Annotated in this window: 20 protein-coding genes; 3 read left to right on the forward strand and 17 right to left on the reverse strand. The window is 43.6% G+C overall.

The window, feature by feature from the left end:
- Positions 1-5 precede the first annotated feature (5 nt).
- From rplN to ACS8FC_RS09430, 17 genes are all read right to left on the reverse strand, one after another.
- Complete coding sequence (rplN, locus tag ACS8FC_RS09350) at positions 6-374, reverse strand: 50S ribosomal protein L14 (RefSeq protein WP_010196702.1); 369 nt, start codon at positions 372-374, stop codon at positions 6-8.
- A gap of 181 nt (positions 375-555) precedes the next feature.
- Positions 556-831: a 30S ribosomal protein S17 gene (rpsQ, locus tag ACS8FC_RS09355; RefSeq protein ID WP_021813375.1), complete on the reverse strand. Its 276-nt coding sequence runs from the start codon at positions 829-831 to the stop codon at positions 556-558.
- Entirely contained in the window at positions 828-1,025 is a 198-nt protein-coding gene (rpmC, locus tag ACS8FC_RS09360) for a 50S ribosomal protein L29 (RefSeq protein WP_299221463.1), read from the reverse strand. The genes rpsQ and rpmC overlap by 4 nt, the downstream gene beginning before the upstream one ends.
- Positions 1,025-1,438, reverse strand: a complete 414-nt coding sequence (gene rplP, locus ACS8FC_RS09365) for a 50S ribosomal protein L16 (protein ID WP_025644399.1) — start codon at positions 1,436-1,438, stop codon at positions 1,025-1,027. The genes rpmC and rplP overlap by 1 nt, the downstream gene beginning before the upstream one ends.
- Positions 1,439-1,441: 3 nt before the next feature.
- A complete protein-coding gene (gene rpsC, locus ACS8FC_RS09370; RefSeq protein WP_075102273.1) occupies positions 1,442-2,164 on the reverse strand; it encodes a 30S ribosomal protein S3 in 723 nt (240 codons plus the stop codon).
- A 3-nt stretch (positions 2,165-2,167) separates the two neighbouring features.
- The gene (rplV, locus tag ACS8FC_RS09375; RefSeq protein ID WP_021813373.1) at positions 2,168-2,497 is read right to left on the reverse strand and encodes a 50S ribosomal protein L22; all 330 of its coding nucleotides are present in this window, start codon (positions 2,495-2,497) and stop codon (positions 2,168-2,170) included.
- Between the two features lie 10 nt (positions 2,498-2,507).
- Positions 2,508-2,783 (reverse strand): 30S ribosomal protein S19, encoded by a 276-nt coding sequence (rpsS, locus tag ACS8FC_RS09380; protein WP_058368265.1) that lies wholly within the window; start codon positions 2,781-2,783, stop codon positions 2,508-2,510.
- Positions 2,784-2,795: 12 nt separating this feature from the next.
- Complete coding sequence (gene rplB / locus ACS8FC_RS09385) at positions 2,796-3,626, reverse strand: 50S ribosomal protein L2 (protein ID WP_299221467.1); 831 nt, start codon at positions 3,624-3,626, stop codon at positions 2,796-2,798.
- 11 nt (positions 3,627-3,637) lie between these two features.
- A complete protein-coding gene (rplW, locus tag ACS8FC_RS09390; protein ID WP_299221470.1) occupies positions 3,638-3,988 on the reverse strand; it encodes a 50S ribosomal protein L23 in 351 nt (116 codons plus the stop codon).
- Positions 3,985-4,587, reverse strand: coding sequence for a 50S ribosomal protein L4 (gene rplD / locus ACS8FC_RS09395; RefSeq protein ID WP_299221473.1), 603 nt, complete (start codon positions 4,585-4,587; stop codon positions 3,985-3,987). The genes rplW and rplD overlap by 4 nt, the downstream gene beginning before the upstream one ends.
- A 14-nt stretch (positions 4,588-4,601) precedes the next feature.
- Positions 4,602-5,240: a 50S ribosomal protein L3 gene (gene rplC / locus ACS8FC_RS09400; protein ID WP_058368261.1), complete on the reverse strand. Its 639-nt coding sequence runs from the start codon at positions 5,238-5,240 to the stop codon at positions 4,602-4,604.
- 49 nt (positions 5,241-5,289) lie between these two features.
- Entirely contained in the window at positions 5,290-5,601 is a 312-nt protein-coding gene (gene rpsJ, locus ACS8FC_RS09405; protein WP_010196670.1) for a 30S ribosomal protein S10, read from the reverse strand.
- Positions 5,602-5,990: 389 nt separating this feature from the next.
- Positions 5,991-7,601 (reverse strand): Rne/Rng family ribonuclease, encoded by a 1,611-nt coding sequence (locus tag ACS8FC_RS09410; protein ID WP_439296549.1) that lies wholly within the window; start codon positions 7,599-7,601, stop codon positions 5,991-5,993.
- Positions 7,602-7,738: 137 nt separating this feature from the next.
- Positions 7,739-8,422 (reverse strand): Maf family protein, encoded by a 684-nt coding sequence (locus ACS8FC_RS09415; protein ID WP_439296550.1) that lies wholly within the window; start codon positions 8,420-8,422, stop codon positions 7,739-7,741.
- A gap of 74 nt (positions 8,423-8,496) precedes the next feature.
- The gene (gene mreD, locus ACS8FC_RS09420; RefSeq protein ID WP_439296551.1) at positions 8,497-8,982 is read right to left on the reverse strand and encodes a rod shape-determining protein MreD; all 486 of its coding nucleotides are present in this window, start codon (positions 8,980-8,982) and stop codon (positions 8,497-8,499) included.
- Between the two features lie 22 nt (positions 8,983-9,004).
- Positions 9,005-9,871: a rod shape-determining protein MreC gene (mreC, locus tag ACS8FC_RS09425; RefSeq protein WP_439296552.1), complete on the reverse strand. Its 867-nt coding sequence runs from the start codon at positions 9,869-9,871 to the stop codon at positions 9,005-9,007.
- Positions 9,872-10,067: 196 nt separating this feature from the next.
- Entirely contained in the window at positions 10,068-11,096 is a 1,029-nt protein-coding gene (locus tag ACS8FC_RS09430) for a rod shape-determining protein (protein WP_439296553.1), read from the reverse strand.
- A 512-nt stretch (positions 11,097-11,608) separates the two neighbouring features.
- Here ACS8FC_RS09430 and gatC point away from each other — a divergent pair.
- From gatC to ACS8FC_RS09445, 3 genes are all read left to right on the forward strand, one after another.
- Positions 11,609-11,923 (forward strand): Asp-tRNA(Asn)/Glu-tRNA(Gln) amidotransferase subunit GatC, encoded by a 315-nt coding sequence (gatC, locus tag ACS8FC_RS09435; RefSeq protein WP_299221490.1) that lies wholly within the window; start codon positions 11,609-11,611, stop codon positions 11,921-11,923.
- Positions 11,924-11,993: 70 nt separating this feature from the next.
- Positions 11,994-13,490 (forward strand): Asp-tRNA(Asn)/Glu-tRNA(Gln) amidotransferase subunit GatA, encoded by a 1,497-nt coding sequence (gene gatA / locus ACS8FC_RS09440; protein WP_439296554.1) that lies wholly within the window; start codon positions 11,994-11,996, stop codon positions 13,488-13,490.
- An 80-nt stretch (positions 13,491-13,570) separates the two neighbouring features.
- Positions 13,571-13,909, forward strand: a complete 339-nt coding sequence (locus tag ACS8FC_RS09445) for a hypothetical protein (protein ID WP_439263252.1) — start codon at positions 13,571-13,573, stop codon at positions 13,907-13,909.
- Positions 13,910-14,048 lie beyond the last annotated feature (139 nt).

The following is a 14,048-nucleotide window of genomic DNA, read 5'->3' on the forward strand; positions in this document are numbered from 1 at the left end:
TTACCTCACAATACTTCTGGTGCTAGTGATACAATTTTCATAAACTGATCACCACGTAGTTCACGAGTTACCGGTCCAAAAATACGAGTTGCAATCGGTGCTTTGTTTTGGTTCAACAATACCGCAGCATTGTCATCAAAACGTAGAACTGAACCATCAGGACGACGAACGCCTTTTTTGGTACGTACAACTACTGCATTCATCACGTCGCCTTTTTTAACACGACCACGAGGAATGGCTTCTTTAACCGTTACTTTAATAATGTCGCCAACTGATGCATAACGACGATGAGATCCACCCAGTACTTTAATGCACTGAACTCGCCTTGCACCGCTATTGTCTGCAACTTCCAGCATTGACTCAACCTGAATCATAGCGTTACTCCACACGTATGAGCAAAAAAACCAGTTGCTGCCGCTAGCACAGTATGAGTAGACGGCATTTTAATGTAAATAACCGCACCTAACTCTTAATGTGAGTGATATACGACGGGCGCAATCAGCATCCTTAAAAAGGCGGCTATTTTAACAGCTTCTGGCCTTTAATGCAATTTACTTAGATTTTTTCTACTTTTTCAACCACATCAACTAAAGTCCAAGACTTAGTTTTTGAGATTGGACGCGTTTCTTTGATGCGGACAAGGTCGCCTTGTTGGCAAACATTATTCTCATCATGGGCTTTGATCTTTGTAGAACGACGAAGCTGTTTGCCATACAAAGGATGACGAACCAGACGCTCAATCAAAACCGTGATGGACTTGTCCATCTTGTCGCTGACAACTCGTCCTGTCAATACGCTAGCATTAGTAGCTGTTTGATTGTTATCGCTCATGAGTCGCCTCGTTGTTTCTCGTTAATCAAAGTCTGAATCTGAGCAATCGTACGACGATTGCCTTTGACTTCATGGGTATTACCCAACTGTCCAGTTGCTTTAGCCATACGAATACGGAAAGCATCAAGTTGCTTTTCATCAAGTAACTGGGTCAGTTCTTCTAATGATTTATCACGTAATTCACTGATCTTCATTACATTATCGTCCGCTTAACAATGGTAGTTTTAAAGGGCAACTTTGCTGCAGCAAGCGTTAAGGCATCGCGAGCAAGCTCTTCTGAGACCCCTTCGATTTCATATAGCACTTTACCAGGCTTGATTTCGCATACCCAATACTCGACTGGACCTTTACCTTTACCCATACGTACTTCTAATGGCTTATTAGTAATTGGTTTGTCTGGGAATACACGAATCCAAATTTTACCACCACGCTTAATTTTACGTGTAATAGTACGACGTGCTGCTTCGATTTGACGGGCTGTCATACGACCACGCGTCAATGATTTTAGACCAATTTGTCCGAATGCAACGGTGCTTCCACGATGAGCGAGCCCTGTGTTACGACCTTTGTGCATTTTACGAAACTTGGTACGTTTTGGCTGTAACATAGTTTAACCTCTGTCTGAGTTTCGACGGTTTCCACGACCACGGCGTTTTGGCGCACGAGGTTTCTCTTCATTGACGGGATTATAAACGCTGTTCATACCGTCAAGGATCTCTCCGCGGAAAATCCAAACTTTAACACCAATGGTGCCGTAAGTTGTCTCTGCACGAATTGACGCATAGTCAATATCAGCACGGAGTGTATGCAATGGCACACGACCTTCACGGTACCATTCAGTACGAGCAATCTCAGCACCGCCAAGACGGCCAGACAGCTCAACTTTAATACCTTTAGCACCAGAACGCATGCTGTTTTGTACAGCGCGCTTCATCGCACGACGGAACATAACACGGCGCTCAAGCTGGCTACCAATACCATCTGCTACCAAACGTGCATCAAGATCAGGCGATGTGATTTCTTCAATATTGACCTGGGCAGGTACGCCCATAATTTTGGTCAACTCTTTTTGAAGTCTTTCAATATCCTCGCCTTTTTTACCGATAACAATACCAGGACGTGCTGTAGCAATGGTAATCTTAGCAGCACCAGTAGGACGCTCGATCATAATGTTGCTGATCATCGCGTTGTCTAGCTTTTTGCGTAGATATTCACGAACTTGAATGTCGTTAATTAGGTATTCTGAGTATTGTTTAGGGTTAGCATACCAGTTTGCGTTATGCTTTTTGACAACACCAAGACGAATTCCGATTGGATGTACTTTTTGACCCATAACTTATTCTCCTACCTTTATAGTGATGTGACAGGTACGCTTACTGATACGATCAGCACGACCTTTGGCACGTGGTAGGATACGCTTTAGCGTAATGCCTTCATCAACGTAGATAGTGGCGACTTTTAAGTCATCAATATCTAAGCCATGATTATGTTCGGCATTGGCGATGGCTGAGTTAAGGCATTTCTTAACAAACACAGCGCCTTTTTTATTGCTATACGTTAGGATATCCAAAGCACGCTCAATAGATTTGCCGCGAACTTCATCAGCAACGAGTCTAACTTTTTGTGCCGATATGGCGGCACCGCGTAATTTTGCAGTTACTTCCATGGTAAGCACCTTATCTCTTAGCTTTTTTGTCAATGCCGTGACCACGATACGTACGAGTCGGGGCAAATTCACCTAGTTTATGACCAACCATCTGCTCACTCACGATAACCGGTACATGAGTACGGCCATTGTGAACAGACAAAGTTAGGCCAACCATTTGTGGCAGAATCATCGAGCGGCGCGACCAAGTTTTAATGGGTTTGCGTGAGTTGGTGTCAATAGCATTCTCAACTTTAGCAAACAGATGCGCGTCTATGAATGGACCTTTTTTCAATGAACGAGGCATGAGATTCTTCCTTTATTTCTTCTTGGCGCGACGGCGACGAATGATCATACTGTCAGTACGCTTATTGTGACGCGTTTTCAGTCCTTTAGACTTCTGACCCCAAGGGCTGGTTGGATGGCGACCTTTATTACGACCTTCACCACCACCATGTGGGTGATCAACCGGGTTCATTGCAACACCACGAACCGTAGGACGAACACCGCGCCAACGTGAAGCACCAGCTTTACCAAGTGATTTCAGGTTGTTTTCAGTGTTAGAGACTTCACCGATAACTGCACGGCAATTAACGTGTACACGGCGAGTTTCACCAGAACGTAGACGAAGAATCGCATAAATACCATCACGACCTAGCAACTGAACACTAGCACCCGCAGAACGAGCCATCTGTGCACCTTTACCGATTTTAAGCTCGATATTGTGAATCACAGTACCCAATGGGATGTTTTTAAGCGGTAGGCAGTTACCTGGACGAATTGGTGAAGTTTCACCTGACATTACAGTGTCACCGACTGCTTGTTTTTTAGCAGCGATGATGTAACGACGTTCGCCATCAGCGTATTTTAGTAATGCAATATGTGCAGTACGGTTAGGATCGTATTCGATACGCTCTACAGTAGCTGGAATATTGTCTTTAGTACGCTTAAAGTCAATAATACGATAATGATGCTTATGACCACCGCCAACGTGACGAGTCGTTATGCGACCATTGTTATTACGACCACCTGACTTACTTTTTGATTCGACAAGTGCTGCATAAGGACGACCTTTGTAAAGGTGTGGATGCACCACTTTTTCAACAAAACGACGGCCTGGTGATGTTGGCTTTGCTTTTACGATAGGCATGATTGTAATCCTTATTCGTTGTTCGCTGTTTCACTAGTAGAGTCAGTCGCGCTTGCAACTTCTTCACCAGCATCAGCCATTTGTACATCTTGACCAGCTTTTAAGGTAACATAGGCTTTTTTAAAGTCATTACGACGGCCGATGCTTTTACCAAAACGCTTTGTCTTACCTTTAACATTCAAAGTGTTCACTTTAGTAACTTCAACACCTTCAAACATCAACTCAACTGCTTTTTTGACTTCAAGCTTAGTAGCATTAGAGTCAACTTTAAATACCTGTACACCAAGTGAGTCACCAAGCATTTGAGATTTTTCTGAGAAGACAGGCCCTCTTAAGACCTGATAAAGTCTTGCGTTATTCATGCTAGTGCTTCCTCAAATTGTTTCGCAGCTTCAACTGACATGATCACTTTATCAAAAGCAATCAAACTCACTGGATCCACTTCAGATGTACCAAGTACATTGACATGTGGGATATTGCGAGCAGCTAAGTATAAGTTTTCGTCAACTTCTTTAGTAACGATAAGTGCACGAGGTGCATTCAAATCACTTAACTTTGCGATCAGCTCTTTGGTCTTAGGTGCAGACAAAGTCAACTCTTCAACCAAAATCAGACGCTCTTGACGTACCAATTCGGCTAGGATGCACTGCATAGCACCGCGATACATTTTGCGGTTAACTTTCTGTGACCAGTCTTGTGGTTTTGCCGCGAATGCACGACCACCAGAACGCCAGATTGGGCTACGAATAGAACCTGCACGAGCGCGACCAGTACCTTTTTGGCGCCATGGCTTAATACCACCGCCAGAAACTTCGGCACGGGTCTTTTGCGCACGTGTACCTTGACGAGCACCTGCAAGATATGCAGTGACGACTTGATGCACTAATGCTTCGTTGAATTCACGACCAAAAGCCGTATCAGAAAGCTCAACCGCCGCACCTGTAACTGTTTTTAAATCCACGTTAATCCCCTTGCTTAGGCTTTGATTGACGGACGTACGATAACGTCGCCACCGGTGGCACCTGGGATAGCACCCTTGATGACAAGTAACCCTTTTTCGGCATCAACCGAAACCACTTCTAGGCCTTGAACGGTGACACGTTTGTTACCCATCTGACCTGGCATCTTTTTGCCTTTGAATACTTTACCTGGTGACTGGTTTTGACCAGTTGAACCAAGGGCACGATGAGATACTGAGTTACCATGAGTGGCATCTTGCATGCTAAAGTTGTGACGCTTTACGCCGCCTTGAAAGCCTTTACCTTTACTCTGTCCTGTGACATCAACCATCTGACCTTGTTCGAACAAGTCAGCTAGGATCTCACCACCAATCTCACGACCTTCAAGATCGCTATCATTGGCACGAAATTCCCAAACACCACGACCAGCTTTGACGCCAGCTTTTGCGAAGTGACCTTTCTGTGCGGCTGTTACGCGGCTGTCACGACGAGTACCTGTGGTGATTTGAATGGCTTGATAGCCATCTACATCAGTATTTTTTAATTGAGTAATGCGGTTTGCACTAACCTCAATCACTGTTACAGGGATAGAGGCACCTGTTTCAGTGAAGATACGGGTCATGCCGCATTTTTTACCGACTAAACCGATCGCCATTTTAGACCTCTTTATATCTTATATTAATGAGTTGGGCGTTTAATATGCATTAACCCAAAGCAATTTGAACGTCAACGCCCGCCGCTAAGTCTAACTTCATTAACGCATCCACAGTTTTGTCAGTAGGCTGAACAATGTCAACCATACGCTTATGAGTACGGATTTCGTACTGATCACGTGCGTCTTTATTGACGTGTGGCGAAGTTAGAACGTTGAAGCGCTCAATGCGAGTCGGCAACGGTACAGGACCACAAACTTGCGCACCGGTGCGCTTTGCAGTATCAACGATCTCTTGTGCAGATTGATCAATCAAACGATGATCAAAAGACTTAAGACGGATACGGATTCTCTGGTTAGCCATGCCAGCAAGCTCCTAATATGTGCTTTTGTCATTCTTGCTTTGCAAGTAAATGAGAAAAAGCCGTTTGGTTAAATATTCACTTAAAGCGGCCTTCTGTTCTTAACCAGAATGAGTTCTTTAGCGGAACTTATAGCGTGCTAAAAGCAAAATAGTTTAAAGCCCCGCCAACTCTCCTATTCATGTAGAGGTCAGCAAAGGCATAATGAAATAGTGCTAGAAACGATGCTCTAGCTGTCATAGCGCTGGCTGTTTTATTAGCTGCGCGTATATAATTCAGTGGTGTGTATTATACAGAGTATTTATCTGATTGCAAGTCTCTTGTAAAAAGGCCTCTTAAGAAAGCAGCGTTTTCAAATTATGGGAAAATGAAGTCTTACTTTAAACCATATTCAATCTAAAACAATATCATATTGTTCTTGGGTATATAGGTTTTCTACTTCAAATGTAATCACTCGTCCTAACAAATACTCAAGATCTGCAACGGTATCTGCTTCTGAGGTTAGCAATAAATCAATAACTGCAGCATGAGCCACGACGGTAAACTTCTTTGGTGAATTATAAGTACGAGCACAGCGCATCATTTCACGAAATATCTCAAAACAAACCGTTTCAGCTGTTTTGACAAACCCACGACCTTGACAAGTTGAACAAGGCTCACACAGTTGCTGGCCTAAAGACTCACGCGTACGCTTACGTGTCATCTCAACCAACCCAAGCTCACTCACTTGAGTGATATTGGTTTTAGCATAGTCTTGTGCTAGTTGTTCTTGCAGACTTGTTAATACATCATTTTTATGTTCTTGTTCTAACATATCAATGAAGTCTAGTATAATAATACCACCTAAATTACGCAGACGCAGTTGGCGAGCAATGGCATGCGTGGCTTCAAGGTTGGTCTTGTAGACAGTATCTTCTAGTGAGCGCCCGCCAACGAAAGAGCCGGTGTTGACATCGATGGTGGTCATTGCCTCTGTCTGATCAATGATAAGATAACCACCAGATTTTAGATCGACACGGCGTTTTAAGGCATCGCGTAGGTCGTCCTCGACACGGTGCACGTCGAACAACGCTGGCTCGGCGGTATAATGTACAATTCGCTCATATACAAAAGGCACAAACTCTTTGGCAAAATATCGTACTTGCTCATAAACTTGCGCATTATCGATAATGACTTTTTCAGTATCAGCATGAACCAAGTCACGTATCGAGCGCAGTGGTAACGATAACTCTTGATAAATAAGCTCAGAGCTTTGATGATGATTTATCTCTTGACGACGCGCACAAATGGTTCGCCACAGCTGGACAAGGTAATAAATATCTTCTTCAAGTTTGTTCACAGGTACGCGCTCAGCAGCGGTACGAGCGATCAACCCACCCTTTAAACTGACTGTCTGCATCAAACTTGTCAGCTCAGTCTTTAAGCGAGTACGCTCATCTTCACTATCAATACGTTGAGAGATGCCAACATGATCGCTTGATGGCAAATACACAAGATACCGTGATGGTAATGAGATATTGGTAGTCAAGCGTGCACCTTTACTCCCTAGCTGATCTTTGGTTACTTGTACAAGGATACGTTGACCTTCGTGCAGACGATGCTGGATAAGTGTTTTAGTAAAAGGAATCACCTCTGTACTGCGCGTTCTGACCACAGGTGGCGTGACGGCCAAGCCTTCCATAGTATCTGCAACTGGACTAGCCCCCGTAGCGGCAGTTTGTTTATGGTTATCATCGTCAACTATGGTATTTTTATTTTCGACGACTGGGCGCGGCTCACGTTGCATATCATTAACATGTAAAAATGCGGTTCGTGATTGACCGATATCAACAAATGCCGCCTGCATACCAGGCAACACGCGGACAACCGTTCCCAGATAAATATTACCAACCAAACCCAATTTATGATGGCGCTCTATATAAATCTCACCGAGCACGCCATTATCTAGAACAGCCACGCGGCATTCCATTGGGCTGATATTCATTAGCAGCTCTTCAGACATATTTTTTCTCTTATTTATTACTTATGGTACTTATTAATATTGAAATCACAGTCTAACAAATGTCCCATCATGCTGCCCACTACCCTGCCGTGTCATTATGTGACTGCTTACTTTCACGTTTACCTTATAAACAGTCTTTATGTTTGTTTATTCTTAGATTTTTGGACCTTAGCTGCTTCATCGATTAATGCTAACGTTTGCGCCAACGGTAAGCCCACGACATTGGTATAGCTACCATTGATACGTATCACCCAAGCAGCCGCTAAACCTTGAATAGCATACCCCCCTGCCTTGTCAGCGGGCTCGCCACTGTCCCAATAAACACGCATCATATTTTGTGTTAAAGGAACAAAGGTGACATCTGTCGATTCAATGATTTGTTTTTGCCAGACAGCTTTTAATGGTCTATCGTTTAGCTCTTTTACTTCGTCAGTGAATGATACTAAGGTTGCTTGTACGGCAGTCCATACTTGATGAGAGCTATCAGACATTTGCTGCCACATGCGGTAGGCATGAGCGCGATCTGCGGGCTTGACAAGAACTGTGTGACCATCAGGTAATACACCGATAGTATCAGCTGTTAGAACAATAAATGATGTGGCAAGTTTGCATGATTTGAAAGAGTCATGATGATAATTTGTCTTTAGTTGCACGATAGCTGCGTCAGCCTTGGCCGCAATCATGCGTTGAATATACTCTTTTGGAGATTCATTGTCGTTGGGAGTCTCATCAATATCAACGCTCATGACTTCAAGCTCGAGCTTGGCATCGGTCAGAAGCTTACGACGACGCGGCGAACCAGACGCCAATATAATAGTCATTACTACCCTCTTATTATTGTCAGGACTTACTATTCTTGAATTAAATGCTGTGCAAAAACTGACGTATGAATCATCTAACGCGTAAATCCACGCAATATTAACAGTATGAGAGGCCAGCTTAAGATGCTCATCAACAAAGACAATCCTGACTGTGCGATGAATAAACTTTGGGTCATCAGTTGTAATGTCCACAGAGTAAGCTGAAAAACAATCATCCCAATAGCTGCTAAAAACCAGGCGCTAAATGTATTTAACTGCTTAACTTGAAGACTGCAAACCCTAAGTGCCAACACCATGACGACTGCTGCAAATGCTTGCTGTCCAAGATGAGTATCCATCAACAAGTCAGCAATAATACCAACCATAAAAGCGGTAAAGACTCCAACATATCGCGGCTGAAACAACAACCAAAATATTAATACCATCATTAAGATCATGGGACGTAAAGCTGCCATGCTTGGGCTTAGTGGATAGACACTAGGTGATGAGGCAACCACAAAACTCAATATGATTGCGATAAGCATCTTACTAGATGAATGCTCAGAGTTTGAAAGTGCCATGAATGCTTGCCTTAACGATTGATTAACGACTGGCAGGTAGTGGTAATTCGGTGTCAATATACGTCACCTTATCTTGTAAGATAAGCACATAAGCATTATCAACAAAGTTGGCAGCAGGTGATACCTCAATCGTTCTAAAATTGTCGGCTTGAGTGTCTGTGATGCGGGTAATACGGCCGACACGATAGCCCGCTGGAATACGGCCGCCTAAACCGGAAGATACTAGCTCGTCGCCAATACGTACATCCGAGGTTTTGAATACGTAATTAAGGCTCAGTGAGGTTGGAATACCTGCACCTGTGACAATGGCACGTTGACCAGTACGCTTGATGGTTACGGCAACTGATTGCTGTTCGTCTGTGATGAGTAACAAGCGGCTGGTATTGGGATAGACATTGATAATTTGCCCTAAAATACCATTTTCATCAATCACCGTTTGCCCCACTTGAACACCATCTTGCGCGCCTTTATTAAGCACTACGATCTGTTTGAGTAAATTGGTATCGGTGCCAATCACTTGTGCTAAATTTAAATCAAACAAATCAGGCTTGGTCGTTGATAAGATACCTTGTAAGCGGGCATTTTGCGCCAAGATATAATCTTGCTGCTGAAGCTTTGCTTTTGCATGAATCAGTTGTGATTTTAATTGTACGTTTTGGCGGCGTAAAGCTTCTTTTGATTGTATGCTACCGCGTGCCCAGTGTTCAGCATAGCTTGGTAATAAAGAAAATTCATAGATAGGCTGCATGGCAGCATGACTAATACTACGGACAGGTTTAAACAACTCCGGATTTTTGCTATCAAACCACATGATAATTAACGCCACTATTAATACAATAGCAGTCCTACGAAGTGCGAGTGGCTGACGAGCAAAAATACTTGGGATCATAGGGCATCTAATTTGATCGGTACCCAGCGCGGGGTATAAAGCTATTATGCGCGAACATAACGGCGTATGCTAGTTGTTGATACAACAAAGGCAGCCATATTGACCGCCTTTGTTCAGTTATTCATTTTAGCCTAGGTTTATTATCTACAAGTGACCAGAATCACTATTGCAAGTAACCAAAGCGCTTATAAAAGCTTTATACAAAAATCATATTTAAGCTTTTGTTATTAATAAAATCAAGCGCAATACCGCCACCACGACTGACACAAGTAAGTGGGTCTTCTGCAACAGTAACTGGTAGACCAGTCTCTTTTGAAATAAGCTTATCCAAATCACGTAATAATGCACCACCCCCAGTTAGGACAATACCGCGCTCGGCGATATCCGATGACAACTCAGGTGGGGTTTGTTCAAGTGCAGCTTTTACTGCACTGACGATACCACTTAGCGGATCGCTTAATGCTTTTTGGATTTCTTCTGAATTGACGCTAAATGTCTTAGGTACGCCTTCTGCCATACTACGGCCACGGACTTCTACTTCTAAGTTGCTCTCTTCGTTAAGCGCTGAGCCCACTTCTTGTTTGATACGTTCGGCGGTTGTCTCACCAATCACACAACCATGGGTACGGCGTACATGAGTAATAATCGCGTCATCAAACATATCACCGCCAATGCGGATCGACTCGGCATACACACAGCCAGACAGTGCGATAACAGCAATCTCAGTGGTACCGCCACCGATATCGACGACCATCGAACCACTGGCCTCATGAACCGGCATTCCTGCACCGATAGCTGCGGCCATCGGCTCTTCTAATAGCAGTACTTTGTTAGCGCCCGCTGATGACACTGCTTCACGAATAGCCTTTCGCTCAACCAAAGTCGACTTACAGGGTACGCAAACCACGACATTGGGCTGTGCCATAAAACGTTTGGCTTTTACTTTGGCAATAAAATGCTTTAGCATCTTTTGGGTGACTTCAAAGTCAGCGATGACCCCGTCTTTTAATGGACGAATGGCAGTAATATTGGCAGGAGTACGTCCAAGCATTTGCTTGGCATCAAGACCAACAGCAGCGACGGTCGGGTTTTGCGTACGGTTGCTACGTAAGGCGACCACCGTAGGCTCATCGAGCACTACCCCTTTATTAGGAATAAAAATTAAGGTGTTCGCAGTACCAAGGTCGATAGCGATATTATTCGATAAAAATCCAAACGGGTTCATTAATATATCCAGCGGCTTACAAATGAGATGACTGAGGCGATGCTTATTAGTATCAAGTAGAGAGCGGTTAAAGACTCAAACAAACAAAAACGTATCTTTGCGATAGGTTTGAATCATGCAATACTGACTAGAAACTAAAAGTGAGATAAATTATACCGATTTAGTCTCAAAAAAACATCGTTATTTACACTGTAAAGTAAGTATTATTTAATCAAAAAATAGACCCTAATAAATCAATTAAGTGATTTTTCAATAGCGTTTATCGCTATATCGTACTTTCGCCAAACAATGTGCGGCTACTTTACCGTATTTAGCAAGTTAATTGTTAGGCAATTGAAAATAAATCAATAACTGTATCGTCACAGTACCAGTTGTTTGTGATTATGCAGCAATCTAACACAGCGCTCTGTAAACTTAGGCCAGATGCTTTATAATAAACTTACTCTATATACGATATTATTTTAGTAGTCATATACCTACTCTAACAAAAACTGTCTTTAACTGGAGAAATTATGTCACAGCAACCTGCAACGTCCGACAGCAATGTTAGTCGTGAAGAAATTTTAGAAGTTGCCAATTTGGCCCGTTTAGGTGTCGATGCAAGTACGGCGAGCAGTTACGCTGACGATATCAGTAAGGTGCTAACCCTTATGCAAACCCTTGGTAACGTCGATACAGATGGTGTCAAACCTCTATCAAATATTCATGAGGCTTGCCAAGAGTTGCGCACTGACGTGGCAAAACACGATATCAATCGTGCACGTAATCAGTCAGTTGCGCCCGCTGTAGAAGATGGACTATATCTGGTACCACAGGTCATTGAATAGTCCGCTGTACTGATATTTACGTTTATTTTCTTACATTTTATGCTATTAACATTTTGACGGACGACACCTTATGTCTGAACTTCATCTATTGAGTACCCAGCAGCTTGTCACAGGCTTACAAGACAAACAATTTAGCAGCCTTGAGCTGACTGACCATTATATCAAGCGCATTGACGCGCTAGATGGCAAGATTAATAGTTTTATCACACGAACCTCTGAGACAGCACGCGCCCAAGCACAGGCAGCTGATGAGATGCGAGCACAAGGCGATAAAAGACGTCTGCTTGGGGTGCCAATGGCGCATAAAGACATCTTTTGTACCCAAGGCGTGCTGACGACTTGTGGCTCAAAAATGCTACACAACTTTGTCTCACCTTATAACGCCACTATCGTCTCCAATATCGATAAAGCGGGCATGATTAGCTTAGGTAAGCTCAATATGGACGAGTTTGCAATGGGCTCAGACAACAGTAGCTCTTACTATGGCACGGTACAAAACCCCTGGAACCTAGAGCGTGTCCCTGGCGGCTCATCTGGTGGTAGTGCTGCCGCTGTCGCCGCAGGTTTTGTGCCAGTCGCAACAGGTAGTGATACTGGAGGCTCTATTCGTCAGCCTGCATCATTTTGCGGCTTGACAGGTATCAAGCCCACTTATGGCCGTGTATCGCGCTTCGGTATGATCGCCTATGCCTCAAGTCTTGACCAAGCCGGTAGCATGGGTAAGAGCGCTAAAGACTGCGCGTATCTACTACAGCCGATGATCGGTCATGATCCGCGTGATGCAACCTCTATCAAGTATGATATGCCCGATTACGTACAAGACCTTAATGATGCAGAGGCAGCCGCCGGTGACAAGCCCTTTGATGGTCTACGTATCGGTGTCGCAAAAGAATATTTCAGTGAAGGGCTTGATAGCGAGGTCGAACAAGCGGTCCGTGCGGCTCTCAAACAGTATGAAGATCTGGGCGCAACCATTGTAGAGGTGAACATTACTGATCCTGAGATCACCCTTGCCACCTACTACATGCTAGCGCCTGCCGAAGCATCATCTAACCTCTCACGCTTCGATGGCGTACGCTTTGGCTATCGCTGTGAAAACCCAACCGATCTAGTCGATCTATATACACGCTCACGCTCTGAAGGTTTTGGTCCTGAAGTACAACGTCGTATCTTGACAGGTACCTATGCATTGTCTGCAGGTTATTTTGATGCTTATTATACAAAAGCACAAAGAATACGCCGCTTAATCGTACAAGATTTCGATGAAGCATTTGCCGATTGTGATGTGATTGCCAGCCCAACCTCCCCAACGGCAGCTTACAAACTTAGTGAAGACCTTGATCCTGCAACAATGTACTTAGGTGATGTCTACACTATCGCGGTTAACTTGGCCGGTCTACCTGCACTCAGTCAGCCAGTTGGTTTGACCTCAGAGGGCTTACCTATTGGCTTGCAATTAATTGGTCAATATTGGCAAGAAAGTAAGCTGTTGGCTACCGCTCATTTATTTCAGCAGCATACAGATCACCATTTGCAATCTTCTGCTATCGCCGAGAAGGCGGTTTAATACTCCGTTATAGTCAAATAACTTACCGTATAATATGCGCAAAAATTTGACTCCACTTTTAGCTTCACTGGAGATATACAATGAGTTTTCTTAACATGATGAAGCAAGACTATCGCTTAGATGATAATCAAGCTCTGACTTTAAAGACAGATCTTAAAAACTTAGAAACCTTTTTTGATGAAAACTTTGAGGACACGCCAAGTTTTTTTCAGACGTTTTACGATAAGTTTGAAAAGATTATTGCCCCTTACGGCTTTATTGAGGGGGATGCTAAGCAAGCTGAACCTTTGGTAAGTAGCTTGTACAGTCAAGGTAAGTTTAGAATTTTGATGAGCTATGTTATTTCTGCTTTTTATCAAAGTGGCGGGAGTAGTGAGATATTTGCAGATACCTATACGCAGATGCAGAACCATCACTAAAGCTTGCTATTTAAGCAGTTACAGTCTGGTTTTCGCACACTATTATAGCCATTATAAAAAGACGGAAATGGGGGTGAGAACTGTAAAGTGTTCCCTACGCTTCCTAAAGATGAATGGCTTGATTTACGAGCGCTAATTA

The sequence above is a fragment of the Psychrobacter sp. 1Y4 genome (assembly GCF_051847555.1).